Consider the following 20,190-nt stretch of genomic DNA (forward strand, 5'->3'; position numbering starts at 1 on the left):
ATCTCGACACAGTCGTCCCAGCGGCCCTCCAGCATGGCCTCACGGAACTTCTTCGACCCGTTCGCGTTCGTCCGCTCACCGATCGCCATGTACGAGGTGTCCTGCCGGAACGGCACCGTCTGGTACAGGGAGGAAGCGCCCGGCTCGGGGCGCGGCTCGCGCACGGCCGGGGTGATCCCGTGGACGCGTTCGGCGACCTGGCGCAGGTGCTCGGGGGTGGTACCGCAGCAGCCGCCGACCAGGGAGAGGCCGTACTCGCGGACGAAGGTCTCCTGGGCGTCGGCGAGCTCGCTCGCCGAGAGCGGGTAGTGGGCGCCGTCCTTGGTGAGCACCGGCAGGCCGGCGTTGGGCATGCAGGAGAGCGGGATCCGGGCGTTCCGGGCGAGGTAGCGCAGGTGCTCGCTCATCTCGGCGGGGCCGGTGGCGCAGTTCAGGCCGATCATGTCGATGCCCAGCGGCTCCAGCGAGGTCAGCGCCGCGCCGATCTCCGAACCCAGCAGCATGGTGCCGGTGGTCTCCACCGTCACCGAGCAGATCAACGGCACCGAGACCCCGAAGGCGTCCATCGCACGGCGGGCGCCGATCAGCGACGCCTTGGTCTGCAGGAGGTCCTGGGTGGTCTCCACCAGCAGGGCGTCGGCGCCGCCCGCGAGGAGGCCCTCGGCGTTGATCTGGTAGGCGTCGCGGATGGCGGCGTAGGAGATGTGGCCCAGGGTCGGCAGCTTGGTGCCCGGGCCGATGGAGCCGAGCACCCAGCGCTGGCGGCCGGTGGAGGCGGTGAACTCGTCGGCGACCTGGCGGGCGATACGGGCGCCGGCCTCGGACAGCTCGAAGTTGCGGTCGGCGATGTCGTACTCGGCGAGCGCGGCGAAGTTGGCGCCGAAGGTGTTGGTCTCCACGCAGTCCACGCCGGCCGCGAAGTACTCCTCGTGGACGGAGCGCACGATGTCGGGGCGGGTGACGTTCAGGACCTCGTTGCAGCCTTCGAGCTGCTGGAAGTCCTCCAGGGAGGGGTCCTGCGCCTGGAGCATCGTCCCCATGGCTCCGTCGGCGACCACCACGCGGGTGGCGAGTGCCTGGCGGAGGGCTTCGGCCCGGGCACGGGTGTCGGCGGACGGGTTCGGCAACGAGGCCATGGTGTGCTCCCTGGGATGCGACGGCTGTCGGCTTTACACCCTTCTGACAAGGGTGTACGCGGTCAGGGTAACCGTGTGGGCCCGCCCCCGGTGCGGCTGTCCCACGGGGCGGACAGGCATTCTGTGCGCGGGGGTGTCCGGACGGGACCGGGTCCGTGTTCGCCCCGGTCCTGCGCGGAGTCGGCATCGGCCGATAGAGTTCGACATTGCCGAACTGTATTTGCGTCGGCCCTCACCAGCCCTACCGCTCGACACGCTCTCAGGAGGCCCCGCGATGGCACGGAACATCCAGTCGCTCGAACGAGCCGCTGCGATGCTGCGGCTCCTGGCGGGCGGCGAGCGCCGGCTCGGCCTCTCCGACGTGGCCTCCTCCCTGGGGTTGGCCAAGGGTACGGCGCACGGGATCCTGCGCACCCTGCAGGCGGAGGGCTTCGTCGAGCAGGACCCGGCCTCCGGCCGCTACCAGCTGGGGGCCGAGCTGCTGCGGCTGGGCAACAGCTATCTGGACGTGCACGAGCTGCGCGCGCGGGCGCTGGTGTGGACCGACGACCTGGCGCGGGCCAGCGGCGAGAGCGTGTACGTGGGGGTGCTGCACCAGAGCGGGGTGCTGATCATGCACCACGTGTTCCGGCCGGACGACAGCCGGCAGGTGCTGGAGGTCGGGGCCATGCAGCCGCTGCACTGCACGGCCCTGGGCAAGGTGCTGTCGGCGTACGACCCCGTGGCGCACAGCGAGGTGGTGGAGGCCGAGCGGGAGGCGTTCACCCAGCGGACCGTCACCGACCTGGAGGGCTTCGAGGCGGTGCTGTCGCTGACCCGGGCGCGCGGCTGGGCGGCGGACGTGGAGGAGACCTGGGAGGGCGTCGCCTCGGTGGCCGCGCCGATCCACGACCGGCGGCGGATGCCGGTGGGCGCGGTGGCCGTCGCGGGCGCCGTGGAGCGGGTCTGCGGGGAGCCCGGGGAGCCCCGCCCGGCGCTGGTGGCGGCGGTCCGCGACTGCGCCAGGGCGGTTTCCCGCGATCTCGGCGCGGGCCGGTTCTGACCTTCCCCTTCCCTGCCAGGAGGCCACCTTGTGGCCTCTTTTGGCGTTTTTAGGCTCTTTTCGGCCCCGCCATGCATTCCGGATGGCTGAATTTGGGCGATCGTACCGAGTGGTAACGATCCGGAATCTGGCCTGGCCAGACCTTGACGCGTTCTTCACCTGGCCGGAAAACTGCCGTGCATCGGTCGGCATTGTCGAACACCTACCGGCAATACGCGCTAGGGTGTGACAAGGCCGGGACCGGAACAGCACTGACCCAGTGCGTGGGACCCGGGCGGGATCCGGGGTCCCCTCACCCCCTGGACGTACGACAAAGGAGTCGCGGGTGACCAGCTCCGACATCTTCATCGGCGAGACCATCGGTACCGCCCTGCTCACACTGCTCGGCGGTGGCGTCTGCGCCGCGCTGACCCTCAAGAGCTCCAAGGCCCGCAACGCGGGCTGGCTCGCGATCACCTTCGGCTGGGGCTTCGCCGTGCTGATCGCGGCCTACGTCTCCGCTCCGCTCTCCGGCGCACACCTGAACCCGGCCGTCACGGTCGGCATCGCCGTCACCAGCGGCGAATGGGGCGACGTCCCCGTCTACCTGGCCGGCCAGCTGCTGGGCGCCATGCTCGGCGCCGTGGTGATGTGGATCGCCTACTACGGGCAGTTCCAGGCCCACCTCTCCGACCCCGAGCACATCAAGGACGCCAAGCTCGGCCCCGAGGACCCGCACCCCCACGACCAGGCCGGCCCGGTCCTGGGCATCTTCTCCACCGGTCCGGAGATCCGTAACGTCGTCCAGAACCTCGCCACGGAGATCATCGGCACCTTCGTGCTGGTCATCGCGATCCTCACGCAGGGCCTGCAGGCCGACGGCAAGGGTCTCGGTGTCATCGGTGTCCTGATCACCTCCTTCGTCGTCGTCGGCATCGGCCTCTCGCTCGGCGGCCCGACCGGCTACGCCATCAACCCGGTCCGTGACCTCGGTCCGCGCATCGTGCACTCCCTCCTCCCGCTGCCCAACAAGGGCGGTTCGGACTGGGGGTACTCCTGGATCCCGGTGGTCGGCCCGCTCGTCGGTGCCGCGCTCGCCGGCGGTCTGTACAACCTCGCGTTCGCCTGATCCGCTGATCTGCTGATCCGCCGGCCGGCCCGCTCGGCCCCCGCCGATCCGGCCGGCGATCCGCCCACTCCGAGACTTGCCAGGAGCAGCCACATGACCACCAGCACCGGTCCCTTCATCGCCGCGATCGACCAGGGCACCACCTCCTCCCGCTGCATCGTCTTCGACCGCGACGGCCGCATCGTCGCCGTCGACCAGAAGGAGCACGAGCAGATCTTCCCGAAGCCGGGCTGGGTGGAGCACGACGCCACCGAGATCTGGACCAACGTCCAGGAGGTCGTCGCCGGGGCCATCGCCAAGGCCGAGATCACCGCCGCCGACGTCAAGGCGGTCGGCATCACCAACCAGCGCGAGACCACCGTCCTGTGGGACAAGAACACCGGCGAGCCGGTGCACAACGCGCTGGTCTGGCAGGACACCCGCACCGACGCCCTGTGCAAGGAGCTCGGCCGCAACGTCGGCCAGGACCGCTTCCGCCGCGAGACCGGCCTGCCGCTGGCGAGCTACTTCGCCGGCCCGAAGGCCCGCTGGCTGCTGGACAACGTCGAGGGCCTGCGCGAGCGCGCCGAGGCCGGCGACATCCTCTTCGGCACCATGGACTCGTGGGTCATCTGGAACCTCACCGGCGGCGCCGAGGGCGGTGTGCACGTCACCGACGTCACCAACGCCTCGCGCACCATGCTGATGAACCTCCACACCCTGGCGTGGGACGAGAAGATCGCGGAGTCCATGGACGTCCCGCTGAACGTCCTCCCCGAAATCAAGTCCTCCGCCGAGGTCTACGGCCACGTCAAGGACGGCGTCCTCGCGGGCGTCCCGGTCGCCTCCGCACTGGGCGACCAGCAGGCCGCCCTGTTCGGCCAGACCTGTTTCGCCGAGGGCGAGGCCAAGTCCACGTACGGCACCGGAACGTTCATGCTGATGAACACCGGCGACAAGATCATCAACTCCTACAGCGGCCTGCTGACCACGGTCGGCTACAAGATCGGCGACCAGAAGCCGGTCTACGCGCTGGAGGGCTCCATCGCCGTCACCGGCTCGCTCGTCCAGTGGATGCGCGACCAGATGGGCCTGATCAAGTCCGCGGCCGAGATCGAGACCCTGGCCTCCTCCGTCGAGGACAACGGCGGCGCCTACTTCGTGCCCGCCTTCTCCGGCCTGTTCGCCCCGTACTGGCGCTCCGACGCCCGCGGTGTGATCGCCGGCCTCACCCGGTACGTCACCAAGGCGCACATCGCCCGTGCCGTGCTGGAGGCCACCGCCTGGCAGACCCGTGAGATCACCGACGCCATGACCAAGGACTCGGGCGTCGAGCTCTCGGCCCTCAAGGTCGACGGCGGCATGACCTCCAACAACCTGCTGATGCAGACCCTCTCGGACTTCCTGGACGCCCCCGTGGTCCGTCCGATGGTCGCCGAGACCACCTGCCTCGGTGCCGCCTACGCCGCCGGCCTGGCCGTCGGCTTCTGGCCCGACACCGACGCGCTGCGCGCCAACTGGCGCCGGGCCGCGGAATGGACCCCGCGGATGGCCGCCGACCAGCGGGAGCGCGAGTACAAGAGCTGGCTCAAGGCCGTTGAGCGGACCATGGGCTGGGTCGACGACGAAGACGCCAGCTGACCGCGATCGGCTGACGCAAGCCTGCCGGCCCGGCCGCCCGGTGCCGGCGCAAGCGACGACGAAGGAGCCAAGACAATGAGCAGCCTGCAGAGCGTGCCCGCCCCGGGCACGCACCCGACCGCCGGTTCGCTGGGTAGGGCCGGTGTGGCCGGCCGCGCGGAAACCCGCGAGCAGCTGGCGAAGGCCACCTACGACCTGCTGGTCATCGGTGGCGGAATCCTGGGCACCTCGGTGGCCTGGCACGCCGCGCAGTCGGGTCTGCGGGTCGCCATGGTGGACGCCGGCGACTTCGCCGGCGCCACCTCCTCGGCCTCCTCCAAGCTGGTCCACGGCGGTCTGCGCTACCTGCAGACCGGCGCGGTCAAGCTGGTCGCCGAGAACCACCACGAGCGGCGGGTGCTGGCCAAGGACGTGGCCCCGCACCTGGTCAACCCGCTCACGTTCTACCTGCCGGTCTACAAGGGCGGTCCGGTGGGTGCGGCCAAGCTGGGTGCGGGTGTGTTCGCGTACTCCGCCCTCTCGGCCTTCGGCGACGGCATGGGCAAGGTCATATCCCCGGCCCGTGCCGCCGCCGACAACCCCGGCCTGAAGACCGAGAACCTCAAGGCCGTCGCGGTCTACTACGACCACCAGATGAACGACTCCCGCGTCGCGGTCATGACCGTCCGCGCGGCCGTCGAGTCCGGTGCGGTCGTCCTCAACCACGCCGAGGTCACCGGCCTGCGCGTGACGCAGGGCCGGGTCACCGGCGCCGAGCTCAAGGACCGCCTGGACGGCACCGAGTTCGGGATCGACGCGCGCGTCGTGCTCAACGCCACCGGCCCGTGGGTGGATCACCTGCGGCGCATGGAAGACAAGCACTCGATGCCGTCGATCCGGCTCTCCAAGGGCGCGCACATCGTGATGAAGCGCAAGTCCCCGTGGAAGGCCGCCATGGCCACCCCGATCGACAAGTACCGCATCACCTTCGCGCTGCCGTGGGAGGACCAGCTCCTGCTGGGCACCACCGACACCCAGTACGAGGGCGACCCGGCGGACGTGAGGGCCACCGAGGCCGACATCCAGCAGATCCTCGACGAGGCCGCGTTCTCCATCAAGGACACCGACCTCGACCGCTCCCTGATGACCTACGCCTTCGCCGGCCTGCGGGTGCTGCCCGGCGGCCCGGGCAACGTGGCCCAGGCCAAGCGCGAGACGGTCGTCACCGAGGGCCGCGGCGGCATGCTGTCGGTGGCCGGCGGGAAGTGGACCACCTACCGCCACATCGGCCGCGTGGTCATGGACAAGCTGGCCAAGCTGCCCGGCAGCCCGCTGACCGAGGACATGGAGCCGGTGAAGTCCCTGGTGCGGCGGGTCCCGCTGCCCGGTGTCGCCAACCCCAACGCGGTGGCGCACCGCCTGCTCGTGGACCGCGACCCGGGCATGCGGATGGACCCGCTCACCGCCCGCCACCTGGCCTCCCACTACGGCTCGCTGGCGTTCGACATCGCCCGCCTGGTCAACGAGGACCCCTCGCTGGGCGAGCGGATCCATGAGGACGGTCCGGAGATCTGGGCGCAGGTCGCCTACGCCCGCGACCACGAGTGGGCGGAGACGGTGGACGACGTGCTGCGCCGCCGTACGACGGTGACCGTACGCGGCCTGGACGACGAGTCCGTGCGCGCGCGGGTCGCGGAGATGCTGGCCGCGAAGGCGTAGCCCACCCGGCTGATGGGCAGGGGCGGTTCCTGGGGGAACCGCCCCTTCTTCGTGGCATCACGCGGGGTGTGGCGGCCCTCCCCTCAAGGCATAGGCTGACCCCTTGTACACGAGGAACTTCGGAAGGAGACCTGGGTGATCGAGCTTGAGGGCGTGCCCGAGCTGATCGACCCGGTCATGGTGGCCGCGTTCGAGGGCTGGAACGACGCGGGCGACGCGGCCTCCGGTGCGGTCGCGCATCTGGACCGGGAATGGAAGGGCGAGGTCTTCGCGGCGCTGGACGCCGAGGACTACTACGATTTCCAGGTCAACCGTCCGACGGTGTGGCTGGACAACGGCGTACGCAAGATCACCTGGCCGACGACCCGGCTGTCGGTGGTCCGGATCGGCGGGGCGAAGCCGCGCGACCTGGTCCTGGTACGGGGAATCGAACCGTCCATGCGCTGGCGGTCGTTCTGCAACGAGATCCTCGGCTTCGCCCACGAGCTGGGCGTCGAGATGGTGGTCATCCTGGGCGCGCTGCTGGGCGACACCCCGCACACGCGGCCGGTGCCGGTCAGCGGGGTCACCTCGGACCCGGACCTGGCGCGGACCATGGACCTGGAGGAGACCCGGTACGAGGGCCCGACGGGCATCGTCGGCATCCTGCAGGAGGCGTGCACCCACGCGGGCGTCCCGGCCGTCTCGCTGTGGGCGGCGGTCCCCCACTACGTCTCCCAGCCGCCGAACCCGAAGGCGACGCTGGCGCTCCTGAACCGCCTCGAGGACCTGATCGACATCCGGATCCCGCTGGGCGAGCTGCCCGAGGACGCGCGGGCGTGGCAGCTGGGCGTGGACCAGCTGGCGGCGGAGGACAGCGAGGTCGCGGAGTACGTGCAGACGCTGGAGGAGGCCCGGGACACCGCGGACCTGCCGGAGGCGTCCGGCGAGGCGATCGCCCGCGAATTCGAGCGGTACCTGCGGCGGCGTGACCCCGCGCCCGACCCGGGCGGCGCCGCCGACGGCTCGTACTTCCGCGACCCGTCGAGCGGGGGCCGCACCCAGCCGAAGCCGAAGCCGGGGCCGGAGGGGCCGGCCGACCCCGACGAGGACGGCTCGGGCTGACCACCGGGGCTCCGCCCCGGAGCCCCTCGGACTGCGTCCCGCACAGCACATGCCGGTGGGCCGGAACTGCTCGGCAGTTCCGGCCCACCGGCATTCGTGCAGGGGCTAGAGCGCGACGCCCAGGAGGGCGTCGACCGTCCGCGAGACCAGCCCGGGCGCGGACTCGTCGTCGCCGCCCGTCGCGAGCTGCCGCTCGACCCAGCGGTCGACCGCCGCCAGCGCCGCCGGCGCGTCCAGGTCGTCGGCGAGGGCCTCGCGCACCTCCTCGACCAGCGCGTCGGCCGGCAGGCCGTCCGGCCGGGACACCGCCGCGCGCCAGCGGCCCAGACGGGCCTCCGCATCGGCCAGGACCGCGTCGGTCCACTCCCAGTCGGCCCGGTAGTGGTGGGAGAGCAGGGCGAGGCGGATCGCCACCGGGTCCGTGCCGGCCCGGCGCAGCGCCGAGACGAAGACCAGGTTGCCCTTGGACTTCGACATCTTCTCGCCGTGCAGCGCGACCATGCCCGCGTGGACGTAGGCCTTGGCCATCGGGAACTCGCCGGTCAGCACCTGGGCGTGCGAGGCGCCCATCTCGTGGTGCGGGAACGCGAGGTCCGACCCGCCACCCTGGATGTCGAAGCCCATCCCGAGGTGTTCGAGCGCGATGGCGACGCACTCGATGTGCCAGCCGGGGCGGCCGCGGCCCAGGGAGCCGCCGTCCCAGCTGGGCTCGCCCTCGCGGGCGGCCATCCACAGCATCGGGTCGAGCGGGTTCTTCTTGCCGGGCCGGTCGGGGTCGCCGCCGCGCTCGGCGGAGAGCAGCCGCATCGCTTCGGAGTCGAGGCCGGAAACCTGCCCGAAGTGGGTGTCGGACTCGACGGAGAAGTAGACGTCGCCCTCGAGCTCGTAGGCGGCGCCCGCGTCCCGCAGGCGCTCCACCAGCGGCACGATCCCCGGTATGGCCTCGACCGCGCCGACGTAGTGCTGCGGCGGCAGCATGCGCAGGGCGGTCATGTCCTCGCGGAACAGCGCGGTCTCGCGCTCCGCCAGCTCGGTCCAGTCGTCGCCGTCGCGCAGCGCCCGCTCCAGCAGCGGATCGTCCACGTCGGTGACGTTCTGGACGTAGTGGACCTGCCGCTTGGTGTCGAGCCACACGCGCTGAACGAGGTCGAACGCGTTGTAGGTCGCCGCGTGACCCATGTGGGTCGCGTCGTACGGGGTGATGCCGCAGACGTAGATGCGGGCGACGGGACCGGGACTGAGGGTGATCGGTCCACCGGTCGCGGTGTCGTGGATCTGGAGGTCGCGGCCCTTGCCGGGCAGGGCGGGGACCTCAGAAGCGGGCCAGGCATGCATGCCACGAGCCTAACCGGACGGATGTTCCGTAAACGAACCGGACCTGCACCGTTACCGGGAATGGCCGGTTCCGCGCTCTTGCGTACTGGCTTGATCTGTGCGTCCTCGCGCGTCTGCGGGAGGCCGCGCTCAGACGGGCGGCCAGGGGATCGACGGCCACTGCCCGGACGGTTCGGGGTGCGTCCCGGTGCCCAGCAGTACCGCCACCCGGTCCCGTACGGCGGCCACCTCCGCGGGGGTGATCAGTTCGCCCAGCCGGGTGGCGAGCGGACCGCCGTCCGCGAGCTGCCCCGAGAGCGAGCCGAGCACGGCCACCGCCTCCGCGGTGAGCGGCTCCCCCGCCCACCCCCACAGCAGGGTCCGCAGCTTGTCCTCGACGTGGAAGGTGACCCCGTGGTCGATCCCGTAGAGCCGCCCGTCCCCGCCCGGCAGCAGGTGGCCGCCCTTCCGGTCGCCGTTGTTGATCACGGCGTCGAGCACGGCGAGCCGCCGCAGCCGCTCGTCGTCGGCGTGCACCAGCAGGGCGGTGCGCCCGCCGCCGACCTCGGCGAAGGCGACCGGCCGCCAGCCCTCGCCGGCCTCCTCCCCGTCGACCAGCGCCAGCAGTGCGCCGTCCGCGTCCCCGTCTCCGTTCCCATCGGCGTCGGCGTCTTCCTCTGCCTCTGCCTCTGCCTCTGCCCCGGCCTCGGCGTGGATCCACTGCTGGACCATGCCCTCGCCGTACGGGCCGTCGCGCAGCACGGTGACGGGCACCAGGCCCCATCCGGTGGCCTCGGAGACCAGGTAGGCGGCGACCTCGCGCTGGGCGAGGGTGCCGTCGGGGAAGTCCCACAGCGGCCGCTCGCCCTTGACCGGCTTGTAGACGCAGTCGGCGGTGTCCCCGTCGAGGGTGACGGTGCACAGCAGGACCGCGTTGGACGCCTCCCGGATCCGGCCGCGGACGGTCAGCTCGCCACGGGTGAGCAGCTCCACCAGGGCGGAACCGTCGGGGGTCACGGCGGTCACACCTGCCGCCGGTATCCGTTCTGGCGCGGACACACGTGTCCTTCCGGGTCCAGGGGGAGGCTGCACAGCGGGCACGGCGGCCGGCCGGCGTTGACGACGTCCAGGGCGCGCTTGGCGAAGGCCCGGGCCTGCGCACCGGTGAGCCGGACGCGGAGCATGGGCGGGCCGTTCTCCTCGTCCTGCAGGAGCCGTTCCTCGGCCTCGGCGAGGTCCTCCTCGGAGTCGGCCTCCAGCTCGACCAGGGCCTGCGCCTCGACGATCATGCGCTGTTCCTCGCCGTCCCAGGCCAGGGCCATGGTGCCGACGCGGAACTCCTCGTCCACCGGGACGTCCAGCGGTGCGGTGTCGGTGGCCTCGGCCGGGGCGACGGCGGGTACCGCCGCGTTGCCGCCGGTACGGCGCACGACCTCGTCGAGGAGTTCGTCCATCCGCTCGGCGAGCGCGGCGACCTGGGTCTTCTCCAGCGAGACGCTGGTGACCCGGGGACCCGAGGACGCCTGCAGGAAGAACGTACGGCGTCCAGGCAGGCCGACCGTGCCCGCTACGAAGCGGTCCGGCGGGTCGTAGAGGAACACCTGACGGGGCACGTCCAGTCTCCAAGTTCTCGGCAGGGTCGGTCGGGGCGGGATCGATCAGTCCACACTACTGCGCCCACCCGTGCGCCGTTCGGTCACCCGGCGCCCGCGCCGCCCCCGACCACCGCTTTCCCACCGTCTTCGGTGAGTTTGTCCGCGTTGCTCTCGCGCGGGGCGAGCGAGCCGAAGTCCCCGGTGTCACCCAGCCGGAGCAGGAAGGGGCGGGTGCGGGTGTAGCGGATCGCGGTCACCGAGCAGGGGTCGACGTGGATGCGCTGGAACAGGTCCAGGTGCATGCCGAGGGCGTCCGCCACAAGGGACTTGATGATGTCGCCGTGCGAGCACATCAGGTAGACGGCGTCGCTGCCGTGCTGTTCGCCGATGCGCGCGTTCCAGTCCCGTACGGCGTCGACCGCGCGGGCCTGCATGGCCCGCATGGACTCCCCGCCGGGGAAGGCGGCGGCGGACGGGTGCTGCTGGACGACCTCCATCAGGGGCTCGTCGGCGAGTTCGGAGAGTTTGCGGCCGGACCAGTCGCCGTAGTGGCATTCGCCGATCCGCTCGTCGGTGTGCAGCGGGAGGTCGGGGCGGGCCGCCAGCAGCGGCGCCAGGGTCTGGGCGCAGCGTTCGAGGGGGCTGGTGACGGCGGCGGCGAGCGGCAGCCCGGCGAGCCTGCCGGGCAGGGCGGCGGCCTGTGCGGCGCCCTTCCCGTCCAGGGTCACGCCGGGGGTCCATCCGGCGAGGAGCCCTGCGGTGTTGGCGGTGGACCGCCCGTGTCGTACGAGGATCAACGTGGCCATGGCGCCAAGGGTAGGCGGTGCGCCCGGGATGCGGGCCGGGACGGGGCAGGGAAGAATGCCCGGCGTGATTGTGGACTGCGCCATCTATCGTGACGGCCGCCGGACGGAACCTCCGGAGGACCTGTCCGATGCCCTCGCCGAGGCACGGGCGAGCGGTGACGCCTTCCTGTGGATCGGCATGTACGAGCCCACCGAGAAGGAGTTCGATCACGTCCGGCACGAGTTCGCCCTGCACCCGCTCGCCGTGGAGGACGCGCTGACCGCCCACCAGCGGCCGAAGCTGGAGGTCTACGACGACTCGCTGTTCATGGTGCTCAAGCCGGCGCTGTACGACGAGGGCACGGACACGGTGACGACGGGCGAGCTGATGGTGTTCGTCGGCGACTCCTTCGTGGTGACCGTCCGGCACGGCAAGGGCGGCGCGCTGGCCGCCGTACGGCACCGGCTGGAGCACGATCCGGACGTGCTCAGGCACGGGCCGACGGCCGTTCTGTACGCGGTCAGCGACGCGGTGGTGGACCACTACATCGAGGTGGCGGCGGAGCTCCAGGCCGATCTGGAGGACCTGGAGGCGGACGTGTTCGCGCCGAGCTCCAGCGACCCGAAGCGGATCGCGGCGCGGATCTACGGGTTCAAGCGGCAGGTGCTGGAGTTCCGGCGGGCGACCACTCCGCTGCTGCAGCCGATGAACCGGCTGGCGTTCGGCGAGGTGCCCTTCGTGGAGGACCATTCCCAGCCGTTCTTCCGCGACGTCGCGGACCATCTGACCAAGGCCAACGAGTACACCGAGGGCCTGGACCGGCTGCTGTCGGACGCCCTGGCGGCGCACTTGGCGCAGATGGGCGTCCGGCAGAACGACGACATGCGGAAGATCTCGGCATGGGCGGCGATGGCCGCCGTGCCCACCATGGTCGCGGGGATCTACGGCATGAACTTCCGGCACATGCCCGAGCTGTCGGTGTGGTGGGCGTACCCGCTGGTGCTGGGGCTGATGGCCACGGCCTGCTTCGGCCTGCACCGGCTGTTCAAGCGGCGCGGCTGGCTCTAGGACGGCCCATGCTCCGGGACGGCCGGGGCTCCGGGGCGGCCCGCGCTCCAGGACGGCAGGAGCTCCGTGACCGCCCGGGCCTACGCGAACTCGGGAGCGGTGGCCGCCGGGCCGCCGAGGGCGTTGCGGTGGTCGGGCATGGCCAGGCTGACCATGCGGTGCCAGCCGGCGAAGCGCTCGTACCCGTGCACGGCGCGGATGCCGGCGGCGAGGGCGGCCGCCTTGGGGCGGGGCCACTTCAGGATGCGGCCCATGTGGTCCATGACGGCCAGGCTCACCTCGCGGTAGACCGCGATCTCGGCGAGGGCGCTCTCGCGCAGCACGCGCTGGATGGTGCGGCCGTGCCCGGCGCGGGCGAGGCGGAGCAGCTCCTCGTGGCAGTAGGCGAGGTGGTTGGTCTCGTCGTTGCTGATCATGCGGATGGCCTTGCCGAGCTCGGGGTGCTCGCCGAAGTTCCGGACCAGCATGTCCATCTGGTCGGCGGCCCGCTGCTCGGTGACGCGGCTGTGCGCGAGGTAGACGACGATGTCCCGTTCGGAGAGCGGTTCGTCGGCCCGCAGCTTGGTGTGCGCGAGCCCGATGCCCCGGCGTTCCAGCAGCATCGTGTAGTCGGTCTCCGGCGGGACCGGGACGGCCGGCAGGCTGCGCTTGCGGAGCAGGGCGTGGAAGATCCGGCCGTGCTTGTCCTCGTCGGTGCCGTGCCGGGTGATCTTGGGGGCCATGTCGCGCATGCTCTCCGGGACCAGGGCCGCGATCCGGGCGTTCTCCCAGCCTCCCTGGGCCTCGCCGCTGGCGGCGATGGAACAGAACAGCTGGAAGGACTCGTCGTGGTCGACGATCTCCTGGAACAGGCTGCGGGCAGAGAGCATGGGCCACCTCCGTGCACGGACACCCCCGGGTAGCCCACTGAAGTCGGGATGGGGCCCCCGGGCAACCCGATACGCGGGCGGCTGGGCCGAACGAGCGACGGGAAGGGCGGCGGGAAGAGTGGCGGCGGACGCGTAACCCGGCGGGCGGGCCGCGCGTTGTTGGGAGTGACGGCCGTGGCGGGGAAGACCCCCCGAGCCCCCACCACGGCCGCGGGGCCCTCTGTACCGTCCGGGCCCGCCACGGTGGGGCGGGCCCGGACGGCGGGTCAGGACAAGGGGTCAGGCCGACCGGGCGGGTACGGGGCCGGGCGGATGCGGGGTCAGGCGAGGTCGGCGAGTTCCATGGCCCGGACGCCGGCCCGGAGGGCGGTGAGGCGCTCGTCCAGGGTGAAGCCGGCCGGGGCGAGGGTGAGCGTGGTGACCCCGGCCTCCGCGTAGGCGCGCATCCCGTCGGCGATCCGCTCCACGGAACCCAGCAGGGTGGTCGAGTCGATCAGGGAGTGCGGGACGGCGGCGGCCGCGCCCTGCTTGTCGCCGGCCAGGTACTTGTCCTGGATCTCGGCAGCCTCCTTCTCGTAGCCCATGCGCCGGGCGAGCTGGTTGTAGAAGTTCTGCTTGCGGCTGCCCATGCCGCCGACGTACAGGGCGGTGTAGGGGCGGAACATGTCGGCGAGCGCGGTCACGTCCTCGCCGACGGCGAGCGGCACGGTCGGGCAGACGTCGAAGCCGTCCAGCGTGAGACCGGCCTTCTCCCGGCCGGCCCGGATGTGCCGCAGGGCGGTCTCCTCCAGGTGCTCGGCGGCGGGGAAGATCAGCAGCGCGCCGTCGGCGATCTCGCCGGTCTGCTCCAGGTTCTTCGGGCCGATGGCCGCGATGTAGAGCGGGATGTGCGGGCGGGTCGGGTGCACGGTCAGCTTGATCGGCTTGCCCGGGCCGCCCGGCAGCGGCAGGGTCCAGTGCTCGCCGTCGTGGGTCAGCCGCTCGCGGCTCATGGCCTTGCGGACGATCTCCACGTACTCGCGGGTCCGGGCGAGCGGCTTGTCGAACCTGACGCCGTACCAGCCCTCCGACACCTGGGGGCCGGAGACGCCCAGGCCGAGGCGGAAGCGGCCGCCGGAGAGCGAGTCGAGGGTGGCGGCGGTCATGGCCGTCATGGCGGGCTGCCGCGCCGGGATCTGCATGATCGCCGAGCCGACGTCGATCCGCTCGGTCTGCGCGGCGACCCAGGCGAGCACGGTCGGGGCGTCGGAACCGTACGCCTCGGCGGCCCAGCAGACCTCGTAGCCGAGGCGGTCCGCCTCCTTGGCGACCTCCAGGTTGTCGGCGTCCATGCCCGCACCCCAGTAGCCGAGATTGATGCCGAGCCGCATAGGTGGTCCCCTTTACCGGTTTACCGATCAGTAACACAGGTCTGCGGGGACTCTAGCGCGCCGGGGTCCGGTCCGACAGCGCCCCAGTAGTCTCACGCCCATGGAGCAACGGCATCTCGGCCGGACCGGCCTGCGCGTGTCCCGGATCGGCCTCGGAACGCTGATGTGGGGGCGGACCGCGGGGGGTGATGTGGGGGACGACCAGGCCGCCGCGGAGCAGTTGAAGATCTTCTGGGAGGCGGGCGGCACGCTGGTCGACACGGCGGACGTGTACGGCGGCGGGGAGGCCGAGTACCTGCTGGGGCAGTTGGTCGGCGGGCTGGTGCCGCGCGAGGACCTGGTGCTGGCCACCAAGTCCGGCTCGGTCCGGGATCCGGACCGCCGGGCGGACGGCTCGCGCGGCCACCTGCTGGCGGCGCTGGACGCCTCGCTCGCCCGGCTGGGCACGGACCACGTGGACCTGTGGCAGGTCCACGCCTTCGACCACGCCACTCCGCTGGAGGAGACCCTGCAGGCGGTGGACCTGGCGGTGAGCAGCGGCCGGGCCCGGTACGCGGGGGTGGCCGGGTTCTCCGGCTGGCAGCTGGCCAAGGCGGCGACCTGGCAGCTGGCCGCGCCGGGTGCGCGGACCCGGCTGGCGTCGACGCAGATGGAGTACTCGCTGCTCCAGCGGGGCGTGGAGCGGGAGGTGCTGCCCGCCGCGCTGGACCTCGGGGTCGGGCTCCTCCCCTCCTCCCCGCTCGGTCGCGGGGTCCTCACCGGCAAGTACCGCTCGGGCGTCCCGGCCGGTTCGCGGGGCGCGTCGGAGACCCTGGCCGCATTCGTCGACCCGTACCTGGACGACACCGCGAGCCGGATCGTGGACGCGGTGGTCACCGCGGCGAACGGCCTGGCGGTGACCCCGCTCCAGGTGGCCCTGGCGTGGATCAGGGACCGTCCCGGGGTGGCCGCACCGATCGTCGGGGCCCGTACGTCCTCGCAGCTCAGCGAGGCGCTGTCGGTGGAGCCCCTTAGTCTTCCGGAGGAGATCCGCCGGGCGCTGGACGATGTGTCGGCGCCGGTGCACCGCTACCCCGACCAGGACTGGAGCACGCTGTGAGTACGGAACGGCCCACCGCCGGCGCAGCCGGACAGCAGGGCGACGCGTCGGCCGAACCCGCCGCCGGAGCCCCGCACGAGGCCGCCCACACCCCGGCGGACCCGGCCCCCGCCGAAGCCGCGGCCGGGGACCCGGTCGCCACACCGGCCCCGACCGAGCCGGAGCCGGCCGACGCCGGGCCGGGGGCAGAGCCGGACGGTGCCGAGCCGGGCGACACCGGGCCGGAGGCAGAGCCGGAGCGGGCCGGACCGGAGTCCGAGGGCGCTGCCGCGCCGGAGTCGGAGGGCGAAGCCGCTGCGGAGCCGGCCGATGCCGGAGCCGCGGCGCCCGACTCACAGCCCGAGCCGGGCGAGGCTCGCGCGCCCGGCGGAGCCCGGGACGGGGGTCCGGGGGCGGAGCCGGCCGGACCGGAGTCCGAGGGCGCTGCCGCGCCGGGGCCGGAAGCCGGTCCTGAGGCGGAGCCTGGTCGCGCGGCCGCACCGGAGACGGGGGCGGAGCCGCCCCGGGGCGAGGCCGGAGCCGAGGCGGAGACCGCCACGGCCGGGCCCGCGACGGACGCAACGCCCGGCGACGAGGCCGAGCCCGGGACGGAAACCGGGGAAGCCGGGCAAGCCGGGGCGGAGCCGCACGCGGCGGCTCAGCAGAGCGAAGCGGAAGCAGAGCTCGCTGCGCAGAAGTTCGAACGGGAGCGCATCGCCCGGCGCAAGGCGGAGCGCACCGCCCCGATCGACGCCGGGACCGGCCTCAGCGGAACGGCCGCCGACCTGCTGGCCGCCGTACGCGCCGTGGAGAGCGGCGACAAGCCCGCCTCCCGGTACTTCGACGACGCGGCCCCGGCCGGGCCGCGCCGCCCCGCCACTCCCCCGCCGCCCCGGCCGGAACCCGCTCCGGCCGTCGCCCGCCCCGTCCGCGCCGCCGCCTCCGCCGAGGCCGTCACCGCCGTACGCGCCCTGCTCGGCCGCGCCGGAGCGCCCGAGGCACTGGCCCCCCGGGCCGCCGAGCTCCTCGGCGAAGGCGCCGCCGACCAGCTCTCCGCCGACCCCTGGCAGCTGCTCGCCGTGCCCGGCGTCCGCCCGTCCCAGGCCGACGGTTTCGCCCGCTCCCTGCTCGGCCCGGACTGCGGGCCGGGTGACGAGCGGCGCGCCGCCGCCCTCGTCGGCTGGCTGCTCGCACAGGCCGCCGTCAAGGGGCACACCGCGCTGGACGCCACCGTCCTGCAGTCGGCGCTCGCCGGGTACGGGGTACCGAACCCGGAGGAGGCCCTGGAGCACGCCATCGGGGACGGCAGCGTCCTGGTCTTCCAGGAGCCGGTGGGCGACCCGGTCCCGGAGGGCGAGGAGCAGCCGGTCCGGGTCCTGGTGGGCCTGGAGGGAGCCGCGCTGGCCGAGGAGAGCCTCGCCGACGGTCTCGCCCGCCTGATCAACACCTTCACCGGCGCGGCCGACTGGTCGGACGCGGCCGGCTCCGCGCCCGGCCGGTCCGCCGCCGAGCTGATCCGCACCGCGGCCGGGCACGGCCTGGTCGCCCACACCGGTGGCGAGGCAGCCCGTGCGGAACCGCGCGCCCTGTTCGACGCCGCCCGCGGCCTGGGCCTGCGGGCCTGCCTGGCGGCGCACGTTCCCGCGGCCGGCGCGGTCACGGTCGCGGGGCTGCTCGGCGGCACCGAGGGCCCGCGGCGGGACGCCGACGGCCAGTGGGAGCTGGACCTGCTGGTCGTGCTGGACGCCCCGCAGCTCGACGTGGAGGCCGCGGCGGCGCTGGTCGAGTCGGTGCCGGACGGGGCCCGGCTGGTGCTGTCCGGCGACCCGGGGGTGCTCGGGTCGGCGGGTGCCGGCCGGGTGTTCGCGGACCTGCTCGCGGCCCGGGCCTGCCCTCAGGTGGTCTCCCGCACGCCCGACCCGGGCCCGCTGGGCGAGCTGGTCTCGGGCATCGGCATCGGCGAGCTGAACCAGGTGGACGCACCCGGCAAGGAGGTCGTCATCGTTCCGGTGCGGGACGCCGGCGAGGCCGTGCACCGTACGGTGCAGCTGGTCGCCGAGTCGGTGCCGCGGGCCTTCGGGACCGGGCCGGACGGCGTCCAGGTGATCACCCCGGGCCACGGCGGCTCCGCGGGCACCCGGGCCCTCAACGCGGCCCTCAAGGAGCGGCTGAACCCCGGCCCCGGCCGGTTCGGCGGCTTCGACCCGGGCGACCGGGTCGTCCACGTCCCCTCCCCCGGGCGGGCCGTCCCGGCCGCGGTGGTGTCCGCGGACGCCGAAGGGCTCCATCTGGACCGCGGTCCCGCGGGCGGGCGGACGGTCGTACCGAAGGAGCTGGTCGAGTCGCAGGTGCGGCACGGCTGGGCGGTGACGGCACACCAGGCGGTCGGCGCGCGCTGGCCGGCCGTGGTCGTCGTCCTGCCGGGCGACGCGGCGGACGCGCTGTCCCGGGACTGGGTGTACACGGCGTTCGGGCGGGCCGAGCGCCACCTGTCCGTGGTGCACGGGGTGGACCAGGCCCTGCCGAAGGCGGTGGCGGAGGTCACGGCGAAGCCGCGTACGACCCGGCTCACCGGCCTGCTGCGGACGCTGCCGGCCTCTACGGCGCCGGAGGCGTAGCGGAGCGCGCTGCCGGCGCCATGCCGGTGGGCGTGCCCTGCGCACTGCGCCCGGAGGCGGGACCGGTTCTCCGGTCCCGCCCCCGGGCGGTGGTCACGCGTTGCCCCCGCTACCGGAGCCGTTCGAGCGCCGGGGCGCCGTCGCCGTCCTCGTCGTCGTCGAACTCGTCGTCGAAGACGGAGCTGACGTCGAACCGGTGCAGTACGTGCTCCGGATCGGCGTGGTCGAAGGGGGTGTTGAGCCATTCCCCGGGCTCCGGCGTCGTCCCTCCGGCCGTGATCCAGAGCGTGGAGTCGCCTTCCTCCAGACCGAACTCCTTGTAGCGGGTGGCGATCTCGTCCGGCTCGTACTCGCCGAACAGCACGCCGAGCGCGGCCGCCGTCCCGGCGTACTCGCCGAGTTCGGCTCCGGCGTCCCGGTCGTGCGCCGCGACGCGTTCGGCCTGGGCCAGCAGCCGCTGCGGTTCCACCACGGCGTAGTCGCGGCGGATCAGCACGCTGATCGCGGTCGGCTCGGCCGGGCCGCCGTACGGCACGCCGTCCTCGGAGGCCGGGATCTCGAACGGAGTGACCTCGTCGTACCGCTCGTACAGCAGCTCGTCGTACTCCTCGGCGGCCGCGGCCAGTTCGTTGAACGCGGCGTGGACGTCGGGGTCTTCGGCCCCTGACCTGCGCTCGACCGCCGCCAGGTGACGGTCCAGCGCGGCTTTGACCGCCTCGGCGGCGGCGCGTACCTCGGCTACGGTGGGCAGAGCGGCATCAGACATAGTGCAGACGCTATCCGTAGCGGGCCTCTGCCCGCACAATAGATTCGATGGCGGAATACGAATTTGTCGACGTGTACGTGCCGCGGGGTGTCTCACGCAAGGAGGCGACCCGGCTGCTGACCGACCATGCCGAGTACGGACACTGGGAGCTGGACCGGCTGACCCTCCTGCGGGACGGCAGCCGCAGAGTCCGGCTGCGCCGCCGCATCATCCGTCAGCTCCGCGCCACCTGGTGATCCGATGCGCCCCCGGCCGGCCTCGGGGGCGCTGACCGGCCGACCCCGCTGATGCGCGTCCGCTCCGGGAGTCCGGGGCGCTCGTCGCCACCGCGGACGGTCCCGGCGTGGGGGGCCGGACCGCCGAAGTCGGCCGTCCGGTGGTCCTCCCGTTCCGGCGGACGTTTCGGGCGGCAGTACCGGGTTGACCCGCGCCGGCCTTCCGATGGGCGGGTCCGGGCGGCGGGTGGCTGCCGCGCCGCCTGACGTCTCGTCTCGCCCGGCCCGTGATCTCGTTCGGGCGTCGGCGCCGACGCCCCGGTCCGGCGGACGGCCGGCTCGCCGGAGGCCGGACCCGCTCAGGGCGTCCCGACGCCCGCGGCGAGCGGCGCGTGACCCGGCGGACGGCCGGATGGCCGTCCGCCGGGTGCGTCGGCGCGGGTCAGGACCCTCTGACGGGCTCACCTGCCGTGCACGGCCGCGGTACCGCTGCGGCCTCAGGCCGCGCTACGGGCCCGGCGGTAGAGCACCGCTCCGGCGAGGAGCAGGCCGCCGGCGATCGGCACTCCGGCGAGCGCCCCGCCGGCCCCCGTCTGCGCGAGCCCGCCACCGCCATCGGGCTGTCCCGGCTTACCCGGCGTACCGGGCTGCCTCGGGGTGCCGGGGTTCCCAGGGTTGCCCGGGTTACCGGGGTTCCCAGGGTTGCCGGGGTTACCGGGGTTCCCCGGGTTACCGGGGTTCCCAGGGTTGCCCGGGTTACCGGGGTTGCCCGGGTTACCGGGGTTCCCCGGGTTACCGGGGTT

Annotated in this window: 17 protein-coding genes; 9 read left to right on the forward strand and 8 right to left on the reverse strand. The window is 73.1% G+C overall.

The genetic code is table 11. The annotated features are described in order from the left end of the window. Positions 1-1,136: homocysteine S-methyltransferase family protein (locus AB0O36_RS21880; RefSeq protein WP_365112969.1), on the reverse strand; the 1,136-nt coding region annotated here is incomplete at its 3' end. Between the two features lie 274 nt (positions 1,137-1,410). Between AB0O36_RS21880 and AB0O36_RS21885 the strand changes: the two genes are divergently transcribed. The 5 genes from AB0O36_RS21885 (at position 1,411) to AB0O36_RS21905 (ending at position 7,708) form a co-directional block, all read left to right on the forward strand. Further along, positions 1,411-2,178, forward strand: coding sequence for an IclR family transcriptional regulator (locus AB0O36_RS21885; protein WP_365112972.1), 768 nt, complete (start codon positions 1,411-1,413; stop codon positions 2,176-2,178). 325 nt (positions 2,179-2,503) lie between these two features. Beyond that, entirely contained in the window at positions 2,504-3,286 is a 783-nt protein-coding gene (locus tag AB0O36_RS21890) for an MIP/aquaporin family protein (RefSeq protein ID WP_365112975.1), read from the forward strand. A 93-nt stretch (positions 3,287-3,379) separates the two neighbouring features. After that, positions 3,380-4,906, forward strand: coding sequence for a glycerol kinase GlpK (gene glpK, locus AB0O36_RS21895; RefSeq protein WP_365112977.1), 1,527 nt, complete (start codon positions 3,380-3,382; stop codon positions 4,904-4,906). Between the two features lie 75 nt (positions 4,907-4,981). Beyond that, positions 4,982-6,604 carry a glycerol-3-phosphate dehydrogenase/oxidase gene (locus AB0O36_RS21900; RefSeq protein WP_365112980.1) on the forward strand — a complete coding sequence of 541 codons (1,623 nt, stop codon included), beginning with the start codon at positions 4,982-4,984 and terminating at the stop codon, positions 6,602-6,604. A 135-nt stretch (positions 6,605-6,739) separates the two neighbouring features. After that, on the forward strand, positions 6,740-7,708 hold the full coding sequence (locus AB0O36_RS21905) for a PAC2 family protein (protein WP_365112982.1): 969 nt from the start codon (positions 6,740-6,742) through the stop codon (positions 7,706-7,708). A gap of 105 nt (positions 7,709-7,813) precedes the next feature. On the opposite strand, the gene mshC is transcribed toward AB0O36_RS21905, so the two are convergent. From mshC to AB0O36_RS21925, 4 genes are all read right to left on the reverse strand, one after another. Then, positions 7,814-9,043 (reverse strand): cysteine--1-D-myo-inosityl 2-amino-2-deoxy-alpha-D-glucopyranoside ligase, encoded by a 1,230-nt coding sequence (gene mshC / locus AB0O36_RS21910; RefSeq protein WP_365112985.1) that lies wholly within the window; start codon positions 9,041-9,043, stop codon positions 7,814-7,816. A 129-nt stretch (positions 9,044-9,172) separates the two neighbouring features. Beyond that, positions 9,173-10,039 carry an SCO1664 family protein gene (locus AB0O36_RS21915; protein ID WP_365112988.1) on the reverse strand — a complete coding sequence of 289 codons (867 nt, stop codon included), beginning with the start codon at positions 10,037-10,039 and terminating at the stop codon, positions 9,173-9,175. A gap of 5 nt (positions 10,040-10,044) precedes the next feature. Next, positions 10,045-10,635: a DUF3090 domain-containing protein gene (locus AB0O36_RS21920; RefSeq protein ID WP_365112991.1), complete on the reverse strand. Its 591-nt coding sequence runs from the start codon at positions 10,633-10,635 to the stop codon at positions 10,045-10,047. Positions 10,636-10,718: 83 nt separating this feature from the next. Further along, positions 10,719-11,423 carry a histidine phosphatase family protein gene (locus tag AB0O36_RS21925; protein WP_365112994.1) on the reverse strand — a complete coding sequence of 235 codons (705 nt, stop codon included), beginning with the start codon at positions 11,421-11,423 and terminating at the stop codon, positions 10,719-10,721. A 55-nt stretch (positions 11,424-11,478) separates the two neighbouring features. Between AB0O36_RS21925 and AB0O36_RS21930 the strand changes: the two genes are divergently transcribed. Beyond that, positions 11,479-12,471, forward strand: coding sequence for a magnesium and cobalt transport protein CorA (locus AB0O36_RS21930; protein WP_365112997.1), 993 nt, complete (start codon positions 11,479-11,481; stop codon positions 12,469-12,471). Positions 12,472-12,551: 80 nt separating this feature from the next. Here AB0O36_RS21930 and AB0O36_RS21935 read toward each other — a convergent pair whose 3' ends face one another. After that, positions 12,552-13,340, reverse strand: coding sequence for a ferritin-like domain-containing protein (locus AB0O36_RS21935; RefSeq protein WP_365112999.1), 789 nt, complete (start codon positions 13,338-13,340; stop codon positions 12,552-12,554). Positions 13,341-13,660: 320 nt separating this feature from the next. Further along, positions 13,661-14,710: an LLM class F420-dependent oxidoreductase gene (locus AB0O36_RS21940; RefSeq protein ID WP_365113002.1), complete on the reverse strand. Its 1,050-nt coding sequence runs from the start codon at positions 14,708-14,710 to the stop codon at positions 13,661-13,663. Positions 14,711-14,810: 100 nt separating this feature from the next. On the opposite strand from AB0O36_RS21940, the gene AB0O36_RS21945 reads away from it, so the two are divergent. Together AB0O36_RS21945 and AB0O36_RS21950 are read left to right on the forward strand one after the other, a co-directional pair. Then, positions 14,811-15,809, forward strand: coding sequence for an aldo/keto reductase (locus AB0O36_RS21945; protein WP_365113005.1), 999 nt, complete (start codon positions 14,811-14,813; stop codon positions 15,807-15,809). Further along, positions 15,806-18,406 (forward strand): helix-hairpin-helix domain-containing protein, encoded by a 2,601-nt coding sequence (locus AB0O36_RS21950; RefSeq protein ID WP_365113007.1) that lies wholly within the window; start codon positions 15,806-15,808, stop codon positions 18,404-18,406. Before AB0O36_RS21945 ends, AB0O36_RS21950 begins: the two co-directional genes overlap by 4 nt. Positions 18,407-18,515: 109 nt before the next feature. On the opposite strand, the gene AB0O36_RS21955 is transcribed toward AB0O36_RS21950, so the two are convergent. Next, positions 18,516-19,172, reverse strand: coding sequence for a hypothetical protein (locus tag AB0O36_RS21955; RefSeq protein WP_365113009.1), 657 nt, complete (start codon positions 19,170-19,172; stop codon positions 18,516-18,518). A 47-nt stretch (positions 19,173-19,219) separates the two neighbouring features. Here AB0O36_RS21955 and AB0O36_RS21960 point away from each other — a divergent pair, with 47 nt between their 5' ends. Beyond that, positions 19,220-19,408, forward strand: coding sequence for a DUF5703 family protein (locus tag AB0O36_RS21960; RefSeq protein WP_365113012.1), 189 nt, complete (start codon positions 19,220-19,222; stop codon positions 19,406-19,408). The last annotated feature ends 782 nt before the right edge of the window (positions 19,409-20,190 follow it).

The organism is Streptomyces sp. NPDC089799 (genome assembly GCF_040684755.1).
Lineage (GTDB): Bacteria > Actinomycetota > Actinomycetes > Streptomycetales > Streptomycetaceae > Streptomyces.